Raw genomic sequence first — 22,199 nt, 5'->3', positions numbered from 1 at the left:
CTGCCTTTCGTTAATAAACACACCATGTTATTGCATATGCAAGAGATTAGTAAAGCCGTTCCAAAAGGACGTCATGCGGTGGTGGTGATGGATGGCGCATTATGGCATCAACCAAGCTTGAATCAGGATAATGTCACTATGCTTAAACTACCTCCTTATTCACCTGAGCTCAATCCCTCTGAGAGAGTATGGCAGTACCTTAAGCAAAATGAGTTATCCAATCGTTGTTATGACAGTTATGAGGCTATTGTCGATGCCACTTGCTTGGCTTGGAATAATTTGCTTAAACAGCCACAAAGAATTCGGTCGTTAACTGCTCGTGCTTGGGCGCAACTTTAATTGTTGGGTTTGGTATAAAAAAGGTGAGTAACAAAATCTGTTACTCACCCTTTTTCTATTAAACTCACAGGTCAACGGTTGTTCAAACCTGATTCAAGCATTAACAACCAAGTTTACCCTCAGCCTCGAGTGCTTTTTTGCTACGGATAGGCGCAGGGCAATCTTCACCGTAGTACTGACGATCGGCAAAGTAGCTGGAGCGTACCATCGGGCCTGCCCAAATGCTAAAGAAGCCAATCTTTTTGCCATAATCCATATAGCGCTGAAACTCGTCTGGATGCACGTAGCGATCAACAGGCGCATGATCCTTACTGGGCTGCAGATACTGACCGATGGTAATCATATCAACATCATGGGCTTTTAGGTCATCAAGCAGCGCATAGACCTCCTCTTCTGTCTCACCAAGACCGACCATAAAGCCGCATTTGGTGGCGATATCAGGACGACGCGCTTTGTACAGTTTAAGCAAATCGAGCGAATGCTGATAATCAGAGCCAGGACGGAAGGCTTTATACAGACGCGGCACAGTTTCGATATTATGGTTAAAGACATCTGGCGGGGTTTTCGTCAATAAATCAAGCGCAATCTCCATACGACCACGGAAATCTGGCACCAATATCTCGATCAAGCAGTTTGGGCTTAGCGCGCGAGATTCGTTCAATACTTCTACAAAATGCCCAGCGCCGCCGTCCTTTAGATCATCGCGGTCGACAGAGGTGATCACCGCATATTTAAGACCCAAGCCTTGAATGGTCTCAGCAGTGTGGCGCGGCTCGTCTTTATCAAGCGCATTTGGGCGACCATGACCGACATCACAGAACGGACAGCGACGGGTACAGATATCGCCCATAATCATAAAGGTCGCGGTACCATCGGCAAAGCACTGCGGCAGGTTAGGGCAGGCAGCTTCTTCACAGACGGTATAGAGCTTTTGTTCGCGTAGTGTGGCTTTGATACGTGCGACTTCCGCCGGGGAAGACATCTTGACCCGAATCCAGTCAGGCTTTTTCTTCGCTTCGACTGTCGGGATTACTTTAATCGGGATGCGCGCGACTTTATCGTAGCCACGTAGCTTTTCACCTTGAATGGCTTTTTTGGGTTTGGCCTTGGCAGCAGGGACATAGGTTTGTACGGCAGTAGTCATAATCAATGATCTCTTAACCCTTTATAGTATAAGGGTTTATGGAATTATCAGTATGCTTTATAGGTGTCTTTATTATAGCAGATATTGCGCTCAGGGTTTATTATTCAACCCTTTGTGCTATGGCTTTTTGTTTAAGTTATCAATATCTATACCCATCTCATTAAATACTTCGATAGCCGCGCGAAAAGCCTCTTGGGTAGCAGGCGCGCCGCAGTAAGGCAGGCTGTGCATCAGTACCTCTCGAATCTCGGCAACGCTCGCCCCGTTGTTTATGGCACCGCGAATATGGCCTTTTAGCTCGGTCGGGCTTTTTTGTGCGACCAAAAAGGCGATGGTGATTAAGGAGCGGTATTTGCGCGGTAATACCGAATCATCCTGCCACGTACTGCCCCAAGCATGCTCGATGATCCAGTTTTGCAGCGGCTGGGTAAAGCCAGTGGCGTTATCTAATGAGCGTTTGACATGTGCTTCGCCCATCACTTCAGTGCGTACTTGTAGGCCGTTTTGGTAAGCGGTGTTGTTTGCCATATTGTGGTCGTCCCTGTTGTTTATTGTATGTGGTGTGGATACTTTAACTTCTTATCTCTGAGATTTTTCGCCGTGTTTTGTATTTAGGCGTATGCGCAGTTTTTTCAAGTCTGTGTTGTTCTACAAGCGGCCATCTGTACTTTTAAAATCGCGGTTGTTATGTCGTTGATGTTGATTATACAGGCAAAAAATAACCTCTAAGACAGCCGGTTATTTTTAGACGGATAAGGAGATAATCAGTCCTCTGATTGATGGTACTATTTTTATAATAAATGTCCAATATGGCCTTATTCTGAGCCTTTTAAAGCCATAGCCATTAACATTTAGAGCGTTTTAAGCTATGATTGCACGGATAATTATTTCATCTAGTACACAGACGCAGGCGGTCATTCTGACTCCCACGTATTGTGCTAACCCCAACTGACGAGGACGACTATTGTGTTAGAAGCTTATCGTAAACATGTCGAAGAACGTGCCGAGCTAGGAACTGTACCGCTACCACTGAATGAAAAGCAAGTAGCAGAATTGGTTGAACTATTAAAAAACCCACCAGCAGGCGAAGAAGCGTTCTTAATGAACCTGCTAGAAAACCGTATTCCTGCTGGCGTTGACCAAGCTGCTTACGTTAAAGCTGCATTTTTGGCTGCTATCTTAAAGGGCGAAACCTCATCACCACTTATCAGTAAGAAAAAAGCGGTCGAAATCCTAGGTACCATGCAAGGTGGCTACAACGTACAGCCATTGGTCGCCGCGCTTGATGATGAAGAGGTTGCTCAAGAAGCAGCTGATGCACTAAAGAAAACCTTGCTCGTATTTGACGCGTTCAACGATGTCACCGAAAAAGCCGAAGCGGGTAACGCTTTTGCAAAAGAAGTCATTCAGTCTTGGGCTGACGCTGAGTGGTTTTTGAACCGCCCAGAAGTACCAAAAAAATCAACTTATACGACGTTTAAAGTCACAGGCGAGACCAACACTGACGACTTGTCACCAGCCCAAGACGCATGGAGCCGCCCTGATATCCCATTGCATGCGCTTGCTATGCACAAAAACTCTCGTGACGGTATTACTGCTGACGAAGAGGGCGTGCGCGGTCCAATGAAGCTTATTGATGAGCTAAAAGAAAAAGGCCACCCACTTGCGTACGTTGGTGACGTTGTCGGTACCGGCTCTAGCCGTAAGTCTGCGACCAACTCAGTGCTATGGCTGATGGGCGAAGACATCCCGAACGTACCAAACAAACGCGGCGGCGGTCTGGTACTGGGTAACAACATTGCTCCGATCTTCTTTAATACGATGGAAGATTCTGGCGCCTTGCCAATCGAAAAAGTGGCTGTCGATAAGCTAAACATGGGCGATGTGTTTGATATCTATCCACATGATGGCAAAATCACCAAGCATGACTCAGACGAGATCATCTCAGAGTTCAAACTAAACTCGCCAACGCTACTTGATGAAGTGCGTGCTGGTGGCCGTATTCCATTGATTGTTGGTCGTGGCCTCACCAACCGTGCGCGTGAGTACATGGGTCTGGGTCATTCAGACGTATTCGCAAAACCTGAAGAGCCAGCTGATACTGGTAAAGGCTTCACCTTAGCACAAAAAATGGTCGGTAAAGCGTGTGGCCTACCAGGCGTACGCCCAGGTATGTACTGTGAGCCAAAAATGACGACTGTCGGCTCTCAAGATACCACAGGTCCAATGACGCGTGATGAGCTAAAAGACTTGGCATGCCTAGGTTTCCAAGCAGACCTCGTCATGCAGTCGTTCTGTCACACTGCCGCTTATCCAAAGCCAGTTGACGTTGAGACTCAGCACACACTACCTGACTTTATCATGAACCGCGGCGGCGTGAGCTTACGTCCAGGTGACGGTATCATTCACTCATGGCTTAACCGTATGCTACTGCCAGATACCGTTGGTACTGGTGGTGACTCGCACACGCGTTTCCCAATGGGTATCTCGTTCCCAGCGGGTTCTGGTCTGGTAGCCTTTGCTGCAGCCACTGGTGTGATGCCACTAGATATGCCTGAGTCTGTGCGTGTCCGCTTCGTCGGTGAGCGTCAGCCTGGTATCACGCTACGTGACCTCGTCCATGCCATCCCTTATCAAGCCATCAAAGAAGGTTACTTGACGGTTGATAAAAAAGGCAAAATCAACGAGTTCAACGGTCGTATTCTTGAGATCGAAGGTCTAGAAGATTTGACCGCTGAGCAAGCGTTTGAGCTATCTGATGCCTCAGCTGAGCGTAGTGCTGCGGGCTGTACCATCACGCTATCTGAAGAGTCGGTGACTGAGTACCTAAACTCAAACATCACCCTACTTAAGTGGATGATCTCTGAAGGTTATGGCGACGCGCGTACCATCAGCCGCCGTATCGAGCAAATGCAAGACTGGCTGGCAAACCCAAGCCTCATGCGTGCTGACGACGATGCAGAATACGCCATCGATATGACCATCGACATGAGCGAGATCAAAGAGCCAATCCTATGCTGCCCGAACGATCCAGACGATGCAAAAACTTTGGCTGACGTGGCTGGCGACACCATCGATGAAGTATTCATCGGTTCGTGCATGACCAACATCGGTCACTTCCGCGCGGCAGGTAAATTGCTACAAGACGTACCAGCAGGTAGCCTGAAGACGCGTCTATGGATCGCACCACCAACTAAGATGGATGCACGCCAGTTGATGGAAGAAGGTTACTACAACGTCTACGCACAAGCCGGCGCTCGTACTGAGATGCCAGGTTGTTCACTATGTATGGGTAACCAAGCACGTATCGCACCGAAATCTACTGCGGTATCGACGTCGACTCGTAACTTCCCGAACCGTCTTGGTCAAGGCGCCAACGTTTATCTTGCGTCAGCTGAGCTTGCAGCAGTCGCTGCAGTACTGGGTAAGCTGCCAACCAACGACGAGTATCAGCAGTACGCTGGCATGCTAAACAGCATGGGCGAGGAAGTGTATCAATACATGAACTTCGATCGTATGGAAGAGTACACTGAAGAAGCGGATAAAATTAACGTTGCTCAGTTGACTTAATCTTTGCTTTCAAGCTAATTAATAAGATAAAAAGGAACCCCGTGTCAAAATGATGCGGGGTTTTTTTATGAAAATAAAATACCTTGAATAGTTTGCAAACTTTTTTTTGGAGTTTATAATTCAGTGAACTGGTCAAACTTTTGGTTGGCGACTTAACTCTTACAGATACATGAAGACAAACCCTATGGAAAATAAAAATATGCTCGATAAAGTAACGCCGCCACCTCTGCCAGATGCTGCGGTGAACAATCATAGTGCCGAAACAAACTATGGCATACTCGATTGGTTTAAAAAATGTCTTAGAAATTATAGCAACTTCTCTGGTCGTGCTAGACGTAAAGAATATTGGTATTTTGTATTGGTACAAATGGGTTTGCTGTTTATAGCGATGGTGTTGGATAGCATGATATTTGATGCAGAAACAGGGCTGTTTTATATCGTAGTGGTACTTGGCCTGTTTTTGCCAAGCTTGGCGGTGACGGTGCGCAGGCTGCATGATACCAGTCGCTCAGGATGGTGGTTTTTCATCTCTATTTTACCTTTGATAGGCTCTATCATCCTACTGGTATTTTTGGCGAGTGATACCAAGCCTGAAAGCAATCAATGGGGTCCACCCGCCAAATAAACGCTTCTGACCAAACGGTCGATAAGGGCAGCTGCTGATTTTTTTATTATTTTAGGTATAATATAAGGGCAGGCGGAAACCGTGGCTCTGCACTTTCTTACTTTCTTACTTTGTTATCTCGGGACGGACCGAGACTTTAATTATGCACTTATCATTCAGGTGCTTTGGAGTCTTGGTTGATTACTTTATCCCCTCTCAAACGTCGCATCGTCTATGTGACTGTCTTTGAAATCATCGCGATTATCTCATCCACCTATATATTGATGATGCTCAGTGGTAGTGATGCCGCAGAGTCGTTACCAGTGGCAGTGATGGTGTCATTGGCGGCGGTGATTTGGAATTTTTTATACAATACCGTATTTGAAGCATGGGAGCGCCGCCGGCAAGTGGCAGCGCGTACACTGCTGATTCGTAGCGTTCATGCTGTTGGGTTTGAAGGCGGGCTGGTCTTGATTTGCTTGCCATTGTATATGCTTTGGTACGATGTTGGTTTGGTGGCAGCCTTTATGATGGAGGCAGCGTTATTGTTGTATTTCTTGGTATATACTTTTATATTTACCTTGGTATTTGACAAGATATTCACGTTACCACATCACTATAAGCCAGCTGCTACCTCTTCATAAAAGCTCGTGTTATCTCATTTCATTAAAAAAAGGCTGCCTGATGGTAGCCTTTTTGATGATAGTACTTTTCGAGTGTTATCAGAGCCTTCCTAGCGGATTAGCGACCGATATAAACTGGTTTGCGCTTTTCAATAAATGCGGTAACGCCCTCAATGAAATCATCAGTTTTAGCCAATCTTGTTTGTTGGTGTACTTCCATATCGAGCGCTTCATTTAGCCCTGCGTAGGCGTGGGTGTTTAGCATATGTTTCATGCTGGATAATGCCTGAGCTGGCAGGGCGCTTAGACGAGAAGCGAGTTTTGCTACCGCATCATCTAATTCAGCAGGCGCCACAACTTGATTGACCAGGTTTAGCTCAGCCATGTCTTGCGCGCTGATTTTGTCGCCCAGCATCACAAGCTCAGTGGTCTTTGCAGGGCCTACTAGCTGGTTTAGTAAATATACACCGCCTGCATCAGGGACGAGGCCGATGTGGACGAACGCTTGCACGAATTTGGCGTTGTCGGCGGTGATACGAAAGTCACAGGTGAGTGCTAGGTTCATGCCTGCACCGGCCACCGCACCTTCTAATTTAGCAATAATCGGCTTATGAATATGGCGTAGCTTTAAGCTGACTTCGCCTGCGCCTTCGACCATGCCCTTTATTTTGTTTGAGATGACGGTTTTGTCGATACCTTCAGACAGCATTTCTTTGATATCACCGCCGCTAGAAAAGTTACCGCCAGCGCCTTGTAGGACAATCACTCGAACGTCGTCATCAGCGTCGGCTTGCTCAAGGGCGGTCAATACGCTTTTTTTTAGTGGTGTGCTAAAGGCATTGAGACTTTTTGGGTCATTTAGGGTGATGGTGGCGATATGGTTTTCGCTTTGATACTCAACAATAGAGGATGACATTGGATTTCCTTATATGAATGGTCTTATGACGTTGGCTAATCGTATCGCTAGATGAATCAGAAGATAAATCAGACACATGGCTAGCAAGCTGCTCAATGAAACGGTGGTGTTCTGGCGTGCGATACCTACGCCGCTCGATGCGACAACAAACAACTTATCATCTCGCGGTATCATGTATAGCGATTGACTATATTGGCTTGTAGCGTCCGCCTTTGTAGGTAGATGGTGGCGGCATGGATCAGCGGCTTCGACTACTTACTATAGCAGCTTGTTCTGATTATAAAAGCAAGTTTTGTGGGCGCTAAAGACACGGCTATATAAAGGTCAAATATGCTAAACTGTCAAAACCCGAAATAAGTCACCAACCTCTCTTATTTATCAGACAAGGAAGTGGTTATGCCAACGATCCATATCAATAACACAGACATTTATTACGAAGACAGCGCGCCAAATGATACGCAAAAACCAGTCATGGTGTTTGCTCATGGTTTGTTATGGAATACGCAGATGTATGACAAGCAAGTGGCATACTTCCAAGAGCACTATCGCTGTATTGCTTATGATTTTCGTGGTCAAGGCCAATCCCAGATCACCAAGTCAGGCTACGATATGGACACGCTGACAGAGGACACATTAGCCTTGCTGGCGGCGCTAAATATCGAAAAGTGTCATTTTGTCGGGCTATCAATGGGCGGGTTTGTGGCTCAGCGTATCGCCATCAAAGCCCCAGAGCGCTTACTATCACTTATCTTACTGGAGACGTCTGCCGATCCAGAAGACCCAAAAAACGTGCCACAGTATCGCAAGCTGGTCAAGGCCATACGCTGGATGGGCATCAAGCGCGTCAGTAATAAAGTGATGCCGATTATGTTTGGCAGTAGTTTTTTGGCAGACAAGTCGCGCAAGTCTGAGCATAAAGAGTGGCTCACAATGCTACAAGGCAATCGTAAGGGTGGCGTCATCAAGGCGACAATGGGGGTTATTGAGCGCTCAGGTACTTACGATCAGCTAGGTGCGATTACCACGCCGACCTTGATCGTCGTAGGGGATGAGGATGTGGCAACGCCGTATGAAAAGGCCGAGCGTATGCATTTTGCTATCAAAGGCTCAAAGCTTGCGATTGTCAAAGGTGCAGGCCATACCGCCACTGTTGAAGAGCCTGAGCAGGTCAATCGCATCATTGGCCAGTTTTTAGAGTGCTGCGCCTAATATCGCCTTAGCGTTTGCATTGGTACAACACCCAAAAAGCCGCTATCATAGCTGTGATAGCGGCTTTTTTGATTGGTATGTGCGCGCCATTTATCTTGATTTTATCAGTGCATGTACAATAAAGACACGCCCCAATCTCTAGAGGCGAGCGCGATACTCGCTATTGCTATCATCTATCGTGCCAAACACCTCAGCGCGGTTGACGATCTCTGTCGCCCAAGCACGATGCGTGGCAGGCTCGAGCATGGTGTTGTTGTACTTAAATACCGCTTTGGCCTCGCTATGCAGTATCGCTTGTGCTTCATCTAAAGTGCTAAGAGAGACGCAGTACGCCTGCTGCACCAACGCAATTTGGCTTGGGTGTATGACGGTCTTGCCGACCAAACCCAAGCTGACATCGCGGGTCAGCTCTTGCATAAATAGCGTCGGCTGATCTAGATACTCAAAGACGGGCGCTGTCAGATAAAACCCGTGCGGTACAAAGCAGCCGAGTAGCTGATAGGCCAGTGTGCCAATAGGGGTGTCATAGACGATGCTGTTTTTTGGGCGACGTAAGCGCAGCGCAGCAAATAAGTCATTGCCGCCGATACGTAGGGCAAAGACTGGCTGATTAAAGGCTTCTTTAAAGCCGATGGCCAGCTCTTGGTTATGCCGCGGATCAAAGAGCGCTGCAGTCTCGAGCGTCGGCATCAACAGCTGGGTACTGCTAATATTTTGACAAGCCAGCCGCCAGTTGGACAAGCTATACATATCCACTTTTGGCAATACAAAACCATCGATAAGGTCGATATGAGCGTAGTCTGCGAGCTGTTGTAGCATCGCTGGCCTGCGCGGACGCACAAAGACCAAGGGGCGTGTCGGCAGCTGGGCGGGCGGCTGGGATTCTAGCGACGCTCGTTTGCAGGGCTGATTGATTGTATCGACATGCTCGGCCCACGTGTTTAGTAAGTCTTGTAAGCGTTCGAGTGCCAGCTCGACATCGCTATGACCGACAGCGTCCTCTAGACAAATGATAATACTATTAATCGTCGGTAGCTTGTCGCGTTTGATGACCTGCCAGATGTCTTGGCGCGTGGCCGGCATATAAAGGCTAGCACCGAGCTGATAAGGGTGATGCGTATGTGGTCTCACCATGGCATGGCGCTCGGTGATGAGGTGGGCATAAGATTGAGTATGCGCGTATCGGTTTGATTGGTTTTTGGGGATATCGGACATAATGGGCATCGTAGTTGTGATGAATAAAAGGGTAAAACGTTATCATCGTTTCACTCAAAAATAAACAATACAGGACGGCTGGTCTATGTTTTTACTTCTCACACGATAGGCTGAGTAAGCAAAAACGTAGACCAGCGTAGCGATGTTATTAGGATAGCGCTTTTTTAAACTGGCTTTAGCGTGTGTCTACAACGGAACTATGAAGTTAAAAATGAGATATATTTTTGTCCAGTTATGGTCAGCTCAAAGCTCATATCAGTATATTAGCTAAGAATGAGACACCGTTTGGCATAAATATAGCCATTTTTAACCCGTAAATCACGAAAGTTGTCATTGCAGACACGCCCTAGTATAAGCGATATGACTATGTATATTAACAGTCGTCTTTGCTGCGTTGTTTGATAAGAGTGATGGCGTGATAGGGTAGTATTTTATCACCTAATACACTGATATGGATATCTCGCTCGTGACATAAATGTCGTAATAGTAGCGTATCGGGATGATCGGCGCAGGCCAGCAAGATACGCTCAGGGTCTCGGCGTAGTATCGCTCTGGTAGCCTCGGCAATGGTTGGCTTGATGCGATTGCGGTTGGTGATGTGATAGTCGGCGGCAATGCTATCGATTAAACCTGCGGTCCGATAGCGTGGCTGCTGATACATCGGCAAGCACTGCATGGGACGCTGGAGGGTTTGCCGCGCACGATCGATTTGCTCGATGAAGGCGAGGCTGTGATCGATTGCACGCAGCTCCTCATAAAACACGCTGCGATGTAGCCCTGATTGTGGCTCGGTATACAAACTGCGAGAAATCAGCCCCGATACCGTACTGTTTAATAATCCAGATGGTATCAGCCAGTCCTCACTGCTTGCTGCCAGCCACGCCACCCCTGCAGGGTCGGCCAACGTCAGTAGGGGGACGACGCCTGCGCCTTGATGAAAAATATTGGCAAAGTGCGGCTGATTGGGTTGATTAAAAGGCCGCAAGCTGCGCTCAAGCTCTTGATAAATCGCGCCTTTGCCCGTCCAGCCATCGACAAAGACAATCGGGCTGCTTGGATGCGCGTCCAGTATCATCTGCAGCGCGACAGGATCAAGCCCGCGATCTCGGATGATACTGATACCATAATGTACACTAGGCAAAGCGTAGCTGCTATCGCTATCTGACCTTTCATCATCTGATAGGGCACGCTGCAATAGTACACCGATGGGCAGTCCTGCCCGCACTAAGCTGACCAGTACCAGCGGCTGCTCATTATCCACTGTCTGCCCAAAGATATCGTGCAATGTATAAGCCAAATTAGCAATATCGTTTGCCGTTCTATCTGCGCCCTGCGCTAGTGCCTGCTGATACAACTGCTCATGCATGGCGGTCGGTGCCTGCTCTAGTGTCAGCATATCAGAGTAATGACGCTGGCCACTTTGGATCAGCGCTTCTTTTTGGCTGACAGGGATATCGGCGACTGCTTGTTTGTCGACGATGTCGAGTAATACGGTGACATCAGAGGGTAGGTAGCTGCCTGAGCCGTATTGTGCGAATGTCTGCATGTTGGGATAGGTCATAAAGATAGTTACTTATATAAGCGATTGTCATTATTCACGATATCTACAGGCCGTTAGCGGCTAATACTGTCATGCATCTGACCGTGATTTGGCATGCCATACCAGTCCAGCAGCTGCAAAAATGGCAAATCGGCTAAGCTATCACCAAAGCCGAAGCTTGGCCTGCTGCTCTCTAAGTGCTGCTCTAACAAGAACTCTACCGCATGACGCTTGTGCACAGCATGCGGCAAAATGGCTAAGTTATTTGCATTGACATGCACATAGAAGTCTTGATCAAAGTTTCGTATCAATTTAGGCAACTGCTCAGCGAGCTGTATCAGAGCTTGATGATTTTTTTGCGCGTGTTTGATAGCAAGATAGATGGTCAGTTCTTTGTTTTCAGTGCCGTTATTAAAATGATCTTTATGCGCGGTAAACTTTAAATGGCTGTTGTCGCTGCTGCTGTGCTGAGTAAATAACTGGCTTAGCTGCGCCAGCTTGTCTTGCAGAGGCAACAGTGCGTCATACATATGCTGCTGCCATGTGCCTAGTGGCTCGCCATTAGGGCTTAAAATAACCGCGCCGTGGGTGAGTATTTGCCAGCTATCAAACGGCAGTTTTACCCGTTTAATTTCATGACGATCGCGGGCTGTGACCACTATCAGCTCAGTGCTGGCAAGTAACCAATTAAAAAACGCCGCTTGCCGTTGACTCATAAAACTCAGCGGCTCGTCTTGTTTGTTGACGGAGGCGCAGACCAAGTCTTCAGGCGCAGCGGTAGGCAGATGCCATGCATCAATTTTGCGCTGCGTCTGAAATAGCGTATCGTCTAGATCCATAAGGGCGTAGGGTTTGACGATATGAGGGCTGGGCTGAAAAAACATCGTGGTCATATTTTACCACCTACTATTAATACATTGTCCAAATCTTGCCACATCTCATCGACGCTATCAGCCGCAGTTTCTACACACAGTACAATCAAGTCCCACGCCTTTGGCTCGACGTTATATACAAAGTTGGTCATGCCAAGACCATAATGATCACGAAAGCTTAGCATCGTACCGATCGCGCCGCCAAGAGCAATCGGTGAGCGTGTCAGGGCGCCAAATTTGACGGCAGCTTGCGTTTGGCTTTCTAGCCACTCTGCCAACAAAAACGGCAACCAAACAAACTCATTACTGCCTAATACCAATATGCGCGTAGGCCACTGAGGTAGGCTAGGCGATACCTGCTCGCGAAAGCGTGTAAATACCGTTTGGAAGTGCGCCAAATAACGATCAAACCCCTCTGTACTATCGAGCGTTGGGAAGCGCCCCCAATTGCCGGTGTCACCTAACGGCTGGCTACCAGCTTCGGTGGTATCGACGGCTGGCATCGTGATCGGCTCAGGATTGGGGGCATCTGTCCAAGTCCATGCGCCAGACAATAAGTGATGACGATAAAAATCAATATCAGGCAGGCGGCTAGATATAGCGTCCGCAGTATCCGTGGTTTCTTGCTGTTGATTGAGTGACCAATCAACCAGCGTGGTCAGATGTACTTGCTCTAACTGACTAAGTCCAGCTTGACGTAGGGCAGTGACGACATTGACGCAGGTGTTGCCTGTCGAGGCCTCGTCATCGACCATGATTAAGGTTCTACTGGAGAGGAGCTGCGATTGTATGTTTTTATTGCGACTTTGATAAATCAAATGCTGGCTGGCATGACTATGATCTTCGCTAAAGGTAGTGAATAACGCTTCGTCATTGTCTTCGTTATGCTGAGCGTGACGGGTGGAGTTGAGCAGCAGCGCGTTGGGATAACGGGTTTGCAGCGCTTGATGCACGCCTGCTGATAGACCCACCGCAGTCTCCGCCATACCAATCACCAAAATAGGCTCAGGCAAATGGCTGGGAATCAACGCGGCCAAATCAGTAAAAGCGGTACGCATGGTGCTGGGAGCGACAGGAATATGGCGACCTAAGACTTTTGAGACAAACAAAAATGCGCGCTTAGGATTGATGCGCTGAGCAAAGCCCAATAAATCATTTAATTGATACGCTGCATGGCCGTTATGGCTATTGGTCTGATACGTGAGATCAAGGATACCGCGAGGTAGCTCGATGGTGGTACGCTGCTTTGGCATTCATTTTCCTTTTAGGGTTATTCAAATATACTTAGGTTTATATTTGATTTTTATATAGTCAATTGAAAATAAAACTGTTATATAAACTTAAACGCGCTACTGGTATAAATTTTACTTGCGTGCTGCTTTAAATCAGCGTCTTTACAGTAATTGTCTTTAAAATAAGGGTCTGCATCAAGGGTAATAAACAACAGTTCTATTTAATTTTGACACTGGTCATCAAGGAGCGCACCTGACAGGGAGTGATTTGCCCGATGACGTCAGCCAGTTTGGGCTTGTCGCTCAGGCCCAGCCAATAACCAAAACCAATTTGAGTCAAGTCGACAGCGCTGTGCGCCGTATAGCCGATACCACCTGAGGGGCGGCTGTTGATCTCAAGGACACGGTGCTGGCCGTCGCTATCGGCCTTGGTCTGGACGCTAACGATACCATCGCAGCCAAAGGCGCTAATCAATGGAATCACCACTGCCATCACCTCCTGATCGTAGCCGACATGCTGGATTTTTCCTGTTTTATGGCGTGTAACGGCCGCCAGCACCTCACCGTATTCACACACCACGTCGATAGAGTATTCTTGGCCTGATAGATAGGGCATCAGTAGCATAGGGATAGGACGCTCATGCACCATCTGGCTATGGCTATATGCCTGCAAAAACTGCTCGGTGCTGATTTTTTTCTTTTCGGTAAAGTACAGATGCTCAAAGCTGTCATAAAGATCAGCTGCTGCCTTTCCGGTATCAAGCCGCCAAAACCCTTGGGCAAAAATACCTGTGACCGGCTTGACACACAGCGGCTGATCGCCGTATTTATCCAGTAATGCTTCAAGCTCGGCTAGGGTATCAAACCGCCACGCCTCGGCCACAGGAATGTCACGCGCCTGACAGTGCTGCATAAAGGCAAACTTATCATCGATGGACGCTAGGGCGTCGACACTGGTGGCCCCTGTCAGTAGGCGGATGCCAGCCGCCGCAAACGCGTCGCGCTTTGCTTCGTAGTCTATGCTGTTGCGCCCAGTCAAAAGGACTTTGACCTGCTGCTGCTGGGCTTGTTCGAGCACAAACTGCCAGCGCGGCACATCAAGAGGGAGCATTTGCTTAGGAACATCACTTGCGGACGCTAAAGGCTCACGATAGACCGTATCGGCCAGCGAAAAGATTTCAGGTCTATCATGGCGATGTGAAGCAATGATATGCAGTGGCGCGCTCGTTTTGGTTTTTAGAGCTTGCAGGCTAGCGAGCATATCGCGCTGGCTGGATTGACCTTCAGCCAACCAGACGGCTAGGGGCGCTGAGTGATGAGTAGCGTTTGCAGGGTTGTTCATGGGTCTCTCAGATGCTAAGGGTTAGGGGGTAGTATCGTGATCCGATCGTCACTGGTTCTCAAGCACTTTATTTATTAGAGCTTTATGGCATAGGGATAGTAAGCGCACTTTAATATTAGTAGTACTGGGCTTATTTTCAACTGACTGCTACTATAGAGCAATGTGTAGGCCATGTCTTCGATTCACGCGATAGCTATCTGAATGAGCTAAAAATGGCCAAATATTGGCAAGCATCGTTAAACGTCGTCAAATAGCAGGTCAATATCCCAATATTAACGGCGCTATTTTCCTTGTTTGACCGCAATTTATCTCATTTTTATCACTATTTTTGAAATGCAGACACAGCCTAGTATGATCCATTAAGCAATAAAAAATAAGCATTATTACTTATAAGAAGGACAGAATATGAGCCAAAACCAACCGCAACAATTGGTGCCGGGTGCCAACGCGACATTACCCAATGACCATATCATTATTCGTATCATAAGCCAAAACGCGGTAGATTGCGCCGCTTATCGCTTAACTAGCGATGGCAAGGTACGCGGTGATGGCGACATGATATTTTATGGTCAGACCCGCAGCGACGACGGCAATGTCAGCTTTCGCGGCCATGACAGCGATGGGTTTTTTGATATCAATTTGCCCGCGCAGCCTGCCAATATCGACAAGATTGCTTTGGCATTCTCTAGCGAGCAAACGCTGGCGCAAATCGGTGATGTGGATATTCAGGTATTGCAGGGCAGCCAAGTATTATTGACCTGCCAGCTAAATAGTACTGGCCGCTCCGAAAAAGCCATTATTTTGGCCGAATGCTACCGCCGGCAGGGCAGTTGGAAGTTTCGTTTTATCGCGCAGGGGTTTAATGGTGGTCTCAAGCCATTATCTGAGCATTTCGGGGTCGAGATTGCTGATGAAGCGCCAGCACCAAGCCAAGCAGCACCTCAAGCACAGACGATCAATACACAAAAAAATAATCGACCTGCTCAGGCCACCCCGCCGCCGATACCAGCCAGTCCTACGGTAAATTTAAACAAAATCACCTTAACCAAAAATCAGTCCAGCATCAATCTAAAAAAACGTGACAATTTTGGCAAAATCGCGGTCAATCTCAACTGGAACCAGCGGCCAAATGCCGATCAAAAAACGCCCAAAAAAGGGCTATTAGGCGATTTATTTAAGCAGCACAAATCTGGCGGCATCGATTTGGATGTCGGTGCGATGATTCATCTAAAAAATGGCGAAAAAACCCTGATTCAAGCACTGGGCAATCGCTTTGGCAGCTTGCAGTCGGCGCCTTATGTGTGCTTGCGCGCTGATGATAGAACCGGGCAGGTGAGTGGCGGTGAATGGCTCGATATCAATGGCCAACAGTGGTCGCAGATTGAGGAGGTGTTTATTTTTGCCTTTATTTATGAGGGTGTGCCAAACTGGGCCCAAACTGATGGGGTGGTGACCATTCACGTGCCAGAGCAGCCACCGATTGAGACTCGTCTGACAGAAGGCACCGACAACCTGCCTATGTGTGCCATCGCGCGGCTGGTCAATCAGCAAGGCAGCATCAATGTCGAGCGTATCAACCAATACTTTAAAGGTCACCAAGAAATGGATAAAGCCTTTCATTGGGGCTTTAGCTGGAAGCGTGGACGTAAGTAAGACCTAATCCCAATCTTCAAGTATCAGTATTGAAGTATCAGTATTCAAATATCAATCAGCCCGTCTATGATAAATAGACGGGCTGATTTTTTGTAAACAAAAACAGTTATAGTAGGGCGTGTTGAACATTCGACCATGGCACTGACAGCGACTATTTTTTAGGCGATTCGATGTTAAAAATAATAAGTTTAGTCGCTCTAAGCGCTTATTTTTAACGATGAAGCGGCAAAAAAGAGTCCTGTCCCTGCGGGCTGATGCTAAAATTGCCCCATACTGCGTTACAAATCTCGCTAAGGCATCTGCGTTATCGTCGCTTTGTGCCTTATCTGGAACAATTTTAGCGATCAGCAGTGCCTATTTGCGAATGTTCAACACGCCCTAAATACAAGTAGCACCTATTAAGCATGCGGGGTAATCGCAGGCATCAAGTCATGAAAGGTACGACCAGAGGCAGTCTCACCGATGGCGTGCATCTTCCACTCGCCGTTATGACGATAGACCTTGGCCATAATCATCGCAGTATGGCCGCCTTGTGCGGATAAATTATAGCGCGCCACCTCAGCGTTGTTGCTGGCGTTGACGATACGGCAAAACGCATTTTCGACGGTCTCAAACGTCTGACCGGTAAAACTATTGACCGTAAATACCAGTGATTTCACATTGCTTGGGACGCGCGCGAGATCGACGTTGATGACCTCATCGTCGCCGTCACCATCGCCAGTACGATTGTCGCCTGTATGGACGATGCTGCCGTCTTTTGATTTTAGCTGGCTAAACCAAATCGCATCGACGGCTTGTTTGCTGCTATCGAACATGATGCAAGAGGCATCAAGATCGATAGAGTCGCCGCCGCTACCACCGCCAAACAATTTACCCAAAAACCCGCCTTTTTGTGCTTGAGGCCCTTGAGCCACATCCCAGCCGAGGCCCAGTTTGACTTGTGTCAGCTCGCCGCCAGCCTCTTTGCTTAAAGAGATTTTTTGCCCTTTTTGTAGATTAACTGCCATGAGATTGTCCTTATAATAATGGTGAGTAAAAACGAACAGCGCCGCGCTATAAGATATTGTCTAAAAAGCCACCGCTGCCGCCGCGACCGCCTGAGCTGGTGCCTAGAATGCTTTGTAGCCAGCCTTGGTAGCTGTCACGGTTGCGTGAGCAGATGATGACTTTGCCGCTACCTGAGAAGTTTAGCACCATACCTTCGCCGCTGGTGACGGAGTTGATGATATTGCTCATGATGCCTTTTTTCTTACTGGTCGACACCGACAGTTTATAGTCCAAGCTTGAGTCCCAGCAGACCACGTGACCGTTATCAATGATGACGTCTTTGTCTGGTGTCACCTCAATCTCAAACAGCGAGCCAAAACCTGATACCACCACTTGACCTTGGCCTTGGGTCTGCATCACCATAAAGCCGCCGGTATCGCCAAATACTGCGCCGCCAAGGTTGCGCTGAATATTGGCTCTGATATCGACGCCTGTTTGCGCGGCGACAAAAGCTCCATCACTGAGTGTGTATTGCTGCTTGCCGACTTCGATGATTTGCATGTCGCCATCTAGCGTTGGTGCAAGCAGGCAGTCTCCTTCGCCGCCCGTCGCTTCTATCTGCTGCTGAAATAGGGATTCGTCATTGGCAAAGCGGCGCATCAACGACTGCATCAGCCCGCCTTGTAGCTTGCCTTTTAACTCAAGATTGGACTCCATCATGACCATGGCGTTGGCTTCACAATAAATAGAGTCACCCTTTTTTAGATTGCAGTGCAAAAAAGGCTCAATGGTACCGATTAAGCTAAATGTCGCGGCCATAGGGGGCAAATCCTTCTTTTAATTAATCTTTTTGATAGAGACGATGTCACAGGGGCTGATTTATAAAGCTTTATGCTGCGTAATAAACATAAAGCCATCAAATGTGAAAAATGAGCACACTTGATGGCTTATTTGCTGCCGCAGTCCTATATAGATGGTGACTGCGACGATGGAGGGTTTAACCCTTGATAGATTTAAACCATGATAAGTTTAGATCTTGATAAGTTTAAACCCAGATAAGGTTAAACGATGGCGTTATACATTTACGCCATAAGAAGCCGCTAATGGGCCAAGACCGCCATTAAAGCCTTGTCCAACCGCGCGGAATTTCCAATCGCCGTTGTGACGATATAGCTCACCGAAGATCATAGCCGTCTCGGTGCTACCGTCTTCTGATAGGTCGTAGCGAGCGATTTCGGCTTGTCCATTATCATTGACCACGCGGATATAAGCATCGCCCACTTGGCCGAAGTTTTGGTTACGAGCTTGGCCTTCATAGATGATGGCACAGATGGCGACTTTGCTGACATCCGCTGGGACATTGGCTAGGTTGATTTTGATTTTTTCATCATCGCCGTCGCCTTCGCCAGTACGGTTGTCACCGGTGTGCTCGACCGCGCCGTTGTCTGACTTTAAGTTGTTAAAGAAGATAAAGTCTTGATCGTTACGGACTTTACCCGCTTCATTCAACAAAAAAGCGATGGCGTCTAAGTCAAAATCTTGACCGTCGGTCGCCCGCGGATCCCAGCCAAGACCGACTGTGATGTTGGTCAAGCCTGGCGCTTCTTTTGATAAGTTTACGTTGCCGCCTTTTGTTAAGCTAATAGCCATATAAATATCCTATGAATTAATAATTAAGAGTTTTTGGTGTTATAAGTCAAAAATAGGGCAGTCATGACTATCTGAGCACAAAAGATCAATAAATCGACCTGTACGCCATATCCTGCCTATCGTTACGTCTAACTATACTAAGCGATTGCTGAGTAAGCAAGGCGTATTTTGTGTGACTATACAACATGTATCTTTCTGTCTACAAAAAAGTAAGATTATGACCATATCCATCGTCGTTTCGCTATTTATCTGATTATCATTTATAATAGCGCGCTCAGGTTCCCTCTACCCTGCTGTAAAAAAAGGCCGATTTATGAGTATTAGTACTGTTTTGACAACCCCGATCGAACCCATTCGCTATCGCCGCGCGCTATTTTGGCTGGTCAGCCTGCATATCTTTATCATCGCCAGTAGTAACTACTTAGTGCAGATACCTGTGGAGCTGTTTGGCTTTATCACCACATGGGGCGCTGTTACTTTTCCCTTTATATTCTTGATTACTGACTTGACCGTGCGTATCTTTGGTCAGCATTTAGCCAGACGTATTATCTTTTTTGCGATGATGCCTGCGCTGATGATTTCTTATTATTTTTCTGTGGTGTTTTCAAATGGTCAGTTTATTGGTCATGAGCATCTACTGGATTTTAATTTATTTGTCTTTCGCATTGTGTTGGCCAGTTTTAGTGCTTATGTGGTCGGACAGCTGCTGGATATCCAAGTATTCAATAAACTGCGCCGTTTGAGTATTTGGTGGGTTGCACCGCTCGCATCGACGTTTATCGGCAATTTGGTCGATAGCTTTTGCTTTTTTGCCATCGCTTTTTATAAAAGCCCAGATCCTTTTATGGCGTCGCACTGGATTGAGATTGGTGCGATGGACTATCTGTTTAAGATAGTGATGGGCGTGTGTATTTTTTTACCGCTCTATGGCGTGGTGTTGGTAAAACTTCAGAAGATGCTGGCAGGGAAGTAAACACCATCAGAGATAGTGAGCACCTTAATGCCAGTAGGACGGTGCTGATTTTAAAATAGATTAACGATATCACGCTAGATAATGAGCAAAGTCTGCAAGCGCACATAAAAAAACAGGTTATACCAATTGCTTGATATAACCTGTCATTTGATCACTTAATGAAATCGAATGCTGATACTAAACACAGCTGCGTTATTCAAGTGCTTGGCGTTTACGGTAGTTGAGTGATGCAACAAAGGCCCAACCAATAAAGGCGATACCGATAAGACCAGTGATCAGCTCTGGCACGTGGAATTTCACCGACAATAGCATGATGATGGCCAAAGCACCGATGGCATAATGCGCGCCGTGCTCTAGATAGACAAACTCATCGAGCGTGCCTTTATCGACTAAGAAAATAGTCATCGAACGGACAAACATCGCACCGATGGCAAGACCTAGCATGATGACAATCACGTCATTGGTAATGGCAAAGGCACCAATCACACCATCAAAACTAAACGACGCATCAAGGATTTCTAGGTATAAGAAACCGATGATACCGCCCTTCATAATGGCGCTGGTGGCCTCAGATCCTGAGGTGCCGCCTTCGTGCTCTAGCTCTTCTTCCAAATCGCCCTCGAGCATACCTGATACCACTTGGACACCAAGATAGACAAGAATACCCCAGACGCCTGCGATTAATACCGCCGCTGACTGCTCAGCACTGGCCCACGATACCGCAACCATCAAAACGATCAGCGCCACAAATACGCTCATGGCATCGACTTTGCCCAGCTTTACCAAACGGCTCTCTAACCATTCAAACCAATGCACTTCTTTATCATCAAAGATAAAGTTTAAGAACACCAGCAATAAGAAAATACCACCAAAGGCAGAGATCTCTGCATGATGTGCCATGAGTCTGGCAGAGTATTCTTCTGGGTTATACAACGCCAGATTGATCACTTCCATCACACCAAGGTCAGCAGTGACGGCAACGATGACGATTGGGAATACCAAACGCATACCAAATACGGCGATTAAAATACCAACCGTTAAAAAGATTTTTTTCCAAAATTCGTCCCAGCCTTTGAGGACTGAAGCGTTGACCACCGCATTATCAAATGATAATGAAATCTCCATGACAGCCAAAATAGCAGTAATAGATAGGGTGGTTATCATACCGCCCATACCGCCGTGTGAATATCCCCACCATGCCGCGATTGCAAGGGCAATAATAGTAAAGATAAAGTCTAAATAAAAATGTCTCATGACACATCCTGTCTGGTTGCGTAAAGCTAAGGTCGGCCTATTATAGGCACAAACTGCAAAAAAGTGGTTATCGCTAACCACTTTTTATGGATAATTTTAAACGAAACCTAAAGTATTGCTAGTCGTTTGCCGATGAAAAATTGTGACTGTTTTGCAACCAAAATTTGTGCGTATCATCGTGTCTGACAGTGCGCTATGACTGTCTGATCGCTAGGGTAGATGGTTATACTCAAAATTAGATATCGACGCCATATTGATGACACATCGCCTGCAAGCCGCCTGAGTAGCCCTGACCGACAGCGCGGAATTTCCATTCGCCATTATGGCGATATACTTCGCCAAACACCATGGCGGTCTCGACCGAGTAGTCTTCTGCTAAGTCAAAGCGAACGACTTCTGTACCTGTTTCTTCATTAACCACACGGATAAAGGCGTTGGCCACTTGACCAAAGTTTTGATTGCGCGCTGCCGCATCATGAATGGTGACCGTGACCACGACTTTGTCGATATCGGCTGGGACTTGGGTGAGGTTTACTTTGATGACTTCATCATCGCCATCGCCTTCGCCCGTACGGTTGTCGCCAGTATGCTCCACTGCGCCATTGTCAGATCTGAGCTGATTGTAGAAAATAAAATCATGATCGCCGCGTACTTTGCCCGCGGTATTTAATAAAAACACACTGGCGTCCAGATCAAACTCAGCGCCAGAGGTAGCGCGCTCGTCCCAGCCAAGACCGATGAGCAGTTTGGTTAGGTTTGGGTCGGTTTTGGTGAGCGATAAGTTACCGCCTTTGTTCAGTGATAAAGCCATGGGATTGTCCTTATTATTAGGTTATTAGGGGAGGGAGGCGCAGGATAAAAGCACGGGCCATGTCATGGCACATTTGAGTAGATCGAGCCGAGCAAAACCTATGATGGGATTGGTATTTGGACAGCCTGCGCTTTTTCGCCGCGTAGTAGTGCTCTATCATAACAACAAAAAATGGCCCAATCAAAGCCGATTGGGCCATTGTGATATTTGCTACAAAACACGACGAAAGCTGGGCAAACAAGGCGGGTATAGGTCTTTTTTATGC

At 47.3% G+C, this 22,199-nt stretch carries 20 protein-coding genes; 7 read left to right on the top strand and 13 right to left on the bottom strand.

What is annotated here, in order from left to right:
• Window positions 1-339 (top strand): transposase (locus JMX98_RS09150; RefSeq protein WP_227680106.1); only part of this gene is annotated, 339 nt, incomplete at its 5' end.
• A 100-nt stretch (window positions 340-439) separates the two neighbouring features.
• On the opposite strand, the gene lipA is transcribed toward JMX98_RS09150, so the two are convergent.
• Together lipA and JMX98_RS09140 are read right to left on the bottom strand one after the other, a co-directional pair.
• The gene (gene lipA / locus JMX98_RS09145) at window positions 440-1,483 is read right to left on the bottom strand and encodes a lipoyl synthase (protein ID WP_201586062.1); all 1,044 of its coding nucleotides are present in this window, start codon (window positions 1,481-1,483) and stop codon (window positions 440-442) included.
• A gap of 117 nt (window positions 1,484-1,600) precedes the next feature.
• Window positions 1,601-2,011, bottom strand: a complete 411-nt coding sequence (locus tag JMX98_RS09140; protein ID WP_201586060.1) for a carboxymuconolactone decarboxylase family protein — start codon at window positions 2,009-2,011, stop codon at window positions 1,601-1,603.
• Window positions 2,012-2,449: 438 nt separating this feature from the next.
• Between JMX98_RS09140 and acnB the strand changes: the two genes are divergently transcribed.
• From acnB to JMX98_RS09125, 3 genes are all read left to right on the top strand, one after another.
• Window positions 2,450-5,053: a bifunctional aconitate hydratase 2/2-methylisocitrate dehydratase gene (gene acnB / locus JMX98_RS09135; protein WP_201586058.1), complete on the top strand. Its 2,604-nt coding sequence runs from the start codon at window positions 2,450-2,452 to the stop codon at window positions 5,051-5,053.
• 184 nt (window positions 5,054-5,237) lie between these two features.
• Window positions 5,238-5,678, top strand: a complete 441-nt coding sequence (locus tag JMX98_RS09130) for a DUF805 domain-containing protein (RefSeq protein WP_227680105.1) — start codon at window positions 5,238-5,240, stop codon at window positions 5,676-5,678.
• Window positions 5,679-5,854: 176 nt separating this feature from the next.
• Entirely contained in the window at window positions 5,855-6,301 is a 447-nt protein-coding gene (locus JMX98_RS09125; RefSeq protein ID WP_192995658.1) for a PACE efflux transporter, read from the top strand.
• A 97-nt stretch (window positions 6,302-6,398) separates the two neighbouring features.
• On the opposite strand, the gene JMX98_RS09120 is transcribed toward JMX98_RS09125, so the two are convergent.
• The gene (locus tag JMX98_RS09120; protein ID WP_201586056.1) at window positions 6,399-7,196 is read right to left on the bottom strand and encodes an enoyl-CoA hydratase/isomerase family protein; all 798 of its coding nucleotides are present in this window, start codon (window positions 7,194-7,196) and stop codon (window positions 6,399-6,401) included.
• A 396-nt stretch (window positions 7,197-7,592) separates the two neighbouring features.
• Between JMX98_RS09120 and JMX98_RS09115 the strand changes: the two genes are divergently transcribed.
• The gene (locus JMX98_RS09115; RefSeq protein WP_201586054.1) at window positions 7,593-8,405 is read left to right on the top strand and encodes an alpha/beta fold hydrolase; all 813 of its coding nucleotides are present in this window, start codon (window positions 7,593-7,595) and stop codon (window positions 8,403-8,405) included.
• A gap of 138 nt (window positions 8,406-8,543) precedes the next feature.
• On the opposite strand, the gene JMX98_RS09110 is transcribed toward JMX98_RS09115, so the two are convergent.
• From JMX98_RS09110 to JMX98_RS09090, 5 genes are all read right to left on the bottom strand, one after another.
• Window positions 8,544-9,620, bottom strand: a complete 1,077-nt coding sequence (locus tag JMX98_RS09110; protein ID WP_201586052.1) for an HpcH/HpaI aldolase/citrate lyase family protein — start codon at window positions 9,618-9,620, stop codon at window positions 8,544-8,546.
• Window positions 9,621-9,993: 373 nt separating this feature from the next.
• Window positions 9,994-11,181, bottom strand: coding sequence for a cysteine protease StiP domain-containing protein (locus JMX98_RS09105; RefSeq protein WP_201586050.1), 1,188 nt, complete (start codon window positions 11,179-11,181; stop codon window positions 9,994-9,996).
• Between the two features lie 53 nt (window positions 11,182-11,234).
• Window positions 11,235-12,053, bottom strand: a complete 819-nt coding sequence (locus tag JMX98_RS09100; RefSeq protein WP_201586048.1) for an HAD hydrolase family protein — start codon at window positions 12,051-12,053, stop codon at window positions 11,235-11,237.
• Window positions 12,050-13,285, bottom strand: coding sequence for a phosphoribosyltransferase domain-containing protein (locus tag JMX98_RS09095; protein WP_201586046.1), 1,236 nt, complete (start codon window positions 13,283-13,285; stop codon window positions 12,050-12,052). The genes JMX98_RS09100 and JMX98_RS09095 overlap by 4 nt, the downstream gene beginning before the upstream one ends.
• Before the next feature lie 196 nt (window positions 13,286-13,481).
• Window positions 13,482-14,606, bottom strand: a complete 1,125-nt coding sequence (locus tag JMX98_RS09090) for an ATP-grasp domain-containing protein (protein ID WP_201586045.1) — start codon at window positions 14,604-14,606, stop codon at window positions 13,482-13,484.
• A 405-nt stretch (window positions 14,607-15,011) separates the two neighbouring features.
• On the opposite strand from JMX98_RS09090, the gene JMX98_RS09085 reads away from it, so the two are divergent.
• Window positions 15,012-16,259 (top strand): TerD family protein, encoded by a 1,248-nt coding sequence (locus tag JMX98_RS09085; RefSeq protein ID WP_201586044.1) that lies wholly within the window; start codon window positions 15,012-15,014, stop codon window positions 16,257-16,259.
• 398 nt (window positions 16,260-16,657) lie between these two features.
• Here JMX98_RS09085 and JMX98_RS09080 read toward each other — a convergent pair whose 3' ends face one another.
• From JMX98_RS09080 to JMX98_RS09070, 3 genes are all read right to left on the bottom strand, one after another.
• Window positions 16,658-17,266, bottom strand: a complete 609-nt coding sequence (locus JMX98_RS09080; protein WP_201586043.1) for a TerD family protein — start codon at window positions 17,264-17,266, stop codon at window positions 16,658-16,660.
• A gap of 46 nt (window positions 17,267-17,312) precedes the next feature.
• The gene (locus tag JMX98_RS09075) at window positions 17,313-18,065 is read right to left on the bottom strand and encodes a TIGR00266 family protein (protein ID WP_201586042.1); all 753 of its coding nucleotides are present in this window, start codon (window positions 18,063-18,065) and stop codon (window positions 17,313-17,315) included.
• A gap of 255 nt (window positions 18,066-18,320) precedes the next feature.
• The gene (locus tag JMX98_RS09070) at window positions 18,321-18,896 is read right to left on the bottom strand and encodes a TerD family protein (RefSeq protein ID WP_201586041.1); all 576 of its coding nucleotides are present in this window, start codon (window positions 18,894-18,896) and stop codon (window positions 18,321-18,323) included.
• A 313-nt stretch (window positions 18,897-19,209) separates the two neighbouring features.
• On the opposite strand from JMX98_RS09070, the gene JMX98_RS09065 reads away from it, so the two are divergent.
• Window positions 19,210-19,869: a 7-cyano-7-deazaguanine/7-aminomethyl-7-deazaguanine transporter gene (locus JMX98_RS09065; RefSeq protein WP_201586039.1), complete on the top strand. Its 660-nt coding sequence runs from the start codon at window positions 19,210-19,212 to the stop codon at window positions 19,867-19,869.
• Between the two features lie 192 nt (window positions 19,870-20,061).
• Here JMX98_RS09065 and JMX98_RS09060 read toward each other — a convergent pair whose 3' ends face one another.
• Both JMX98_RS09060 and JMX98_RS09055 read right to left on the bottom strand, forming a co-directional pair.
• Complete coding sequence (locus tag JMX98_RS09060) at window positions 20,062-21,123, bottom strand: DUF475 domain-containing protein (protein WP_201586038.1); 1,062 nt, start codon at window positions 21,121-21,123, stop codon at window positions 20,062-20,064.
• Window positions 21,124-21,358: 235 nt separating this feature from the next.
• Window positions 21,359-21,934, bottom strand: a complete 576-nt coding sequence (locus JMX98_RS09055; RefSeq protein WP_105245099.1) for a TerD family protein — start codon at window positions 21,932-21,934, stop codon at window positions 21,359-21,361.
• Between the last annotated feature and the right edge of the window lie 265 nt (window positions 21,935-22,199).

The organism is Psychrobacter sp. HII-4, from assembly GCF_904846595.1.
GTDB lineage: Bacteria > Pseudomonadota > Gammaproteobacteria > Pseudomonadales > Moraxellaceae > Psychrobacter > Psychrobacter celer.
The sequence above is the reverse complement of the archived record's forward strand: the minus strand, read 5'-3'. Positions and strand labels throughout refer to the sequence as shown.

What these genes read in the sequence shown, in the direction of transcription:
- lipA (WP_201586062.1), bottom strand. Translation starts at nt 1,483, where the DNA reads ATGACTACTGCCGTACAAACCTATGTCCCTGCTGCCAAGGCCAAACCC.
- JMX98_RS09140 (WP_201586060.1), bottom strand. Translation starts at nt 2,011, where the DNA reads ATGGCAAACAACACCGCTTACCAAAACGGCCTACAAGTACGCACTGAA.
- JMX98_RS09130 (WP_227680105.1), top strand. Translation starts at nt 5,238, where the DNA reads ATGGAAAATAAAAATATGCTCGATAAAGTAACGCCGCCACCTCTGCCA.
- JMX98_RS09120 (WP_201586056.1), bottom strand. Translation starts at nt 7,196, where the DNA reads ATGTCATCCTCTATTGTTGAGTATCAAAGCGAAAACCATATCGCCACC.
- JMX98_RS09115 (WP_201586054.1), top strand. Translation starts at nt 7,593, where the DNA reads ATGCCAACGATCCATATCAATAACACAGACATTTATTACGAAGACAGC.
- JMX98_RS09110 (WP_201586052.1), bottom strand. Translation starts at nt 9,620, where the DNA reads ATGTCCGATATCCCCAAAAACCAATCAAACCGATACGCGCATACTCAA.
- JMX98_RS09105 (WP_201586050.1), bottom strand. Translation starts at nt 11,181, where the DNA reads ATGACCTATCCCAACATGCAGACATTCGCACAATACGGCTCAGGCAGC.
- JMX98_RS09100 (WP_201586048.1), bottom strand. Translation starts at nt 12,053, where the DNA reads ATGACCACGATGTTTTTTCAGCCCAGCCCTCATATCGTCAAACCCTAC.
- JMX98_RS09095 (WP_201586046.1), bottom strand. Translation starts at nt 13,285, where the DNA reads ATGCCAAAGCAGCGTACCACCATCGAGCTACCTCGCGGTATCCTTGAT.
- JMX98_RS09090 (WP_201586045.1), bottom strand. Translation starts at nt 14,606, where the DNA reads ATGAACAACCCTGCAAACGCTACTCATCACTCAGCGCCCCTAGCCGTC.
- JMX98_RS09085 (WP_201586044.1), top strand. Translation starts at nt 15,012, where the DNA reads ATGAGCCAAAACCAACCGCAACAATTGGTGCCGGGTGCCAACGCGACA.
- JMX98_RS09080 (WP_201586043.1), bottom strand. Translation starts at nt 17,266, where the DNA reads ATGGCAGTTAATCTACAAAAAGGGCAAAAAATCTCTTTAAGCAAAGAG.
- JMX98_RS09075 (WP_201586042.1), bottom strand. Translation starts at nt 18,065, where the DNA reads ATGGCCGCGACATTTAGCTTAATCGGTACCATTGAGCCTTTTTTGCAC.
- JMX98_RS09070 (WP_201586041.1), bottom strand. Translation starts at nt 18,896, where the DNA reads ATGGCTATTAGCTTAACAAAAGGCGGCAACGTAAACTTATCAAAAGAA.
- JMX98_RS09065 (WP_201586039.1), top strand. Translation starts at nt 19,210, where the DNA reads ATGAGTATTAGTACTGTTTTGACAACCCCGATCGAACCCATTCGCTAT.
- JMX98_RS09060 (WP_201586038.1), bottom strand. Translation starts at nt 21,123, where the DNA reads ATGAGACATTTTTATTTAGACTTTATCTTTACTATTATTGCCCTTGCA.
- JMX98_RS09055 (WP_105245099.1), bottom strand. Translation starts at nt 21,934, where the DNA reads ATGGCTTTATCACTGAACAAAGGCGGTAACTTATCGCTCACCAAAACC.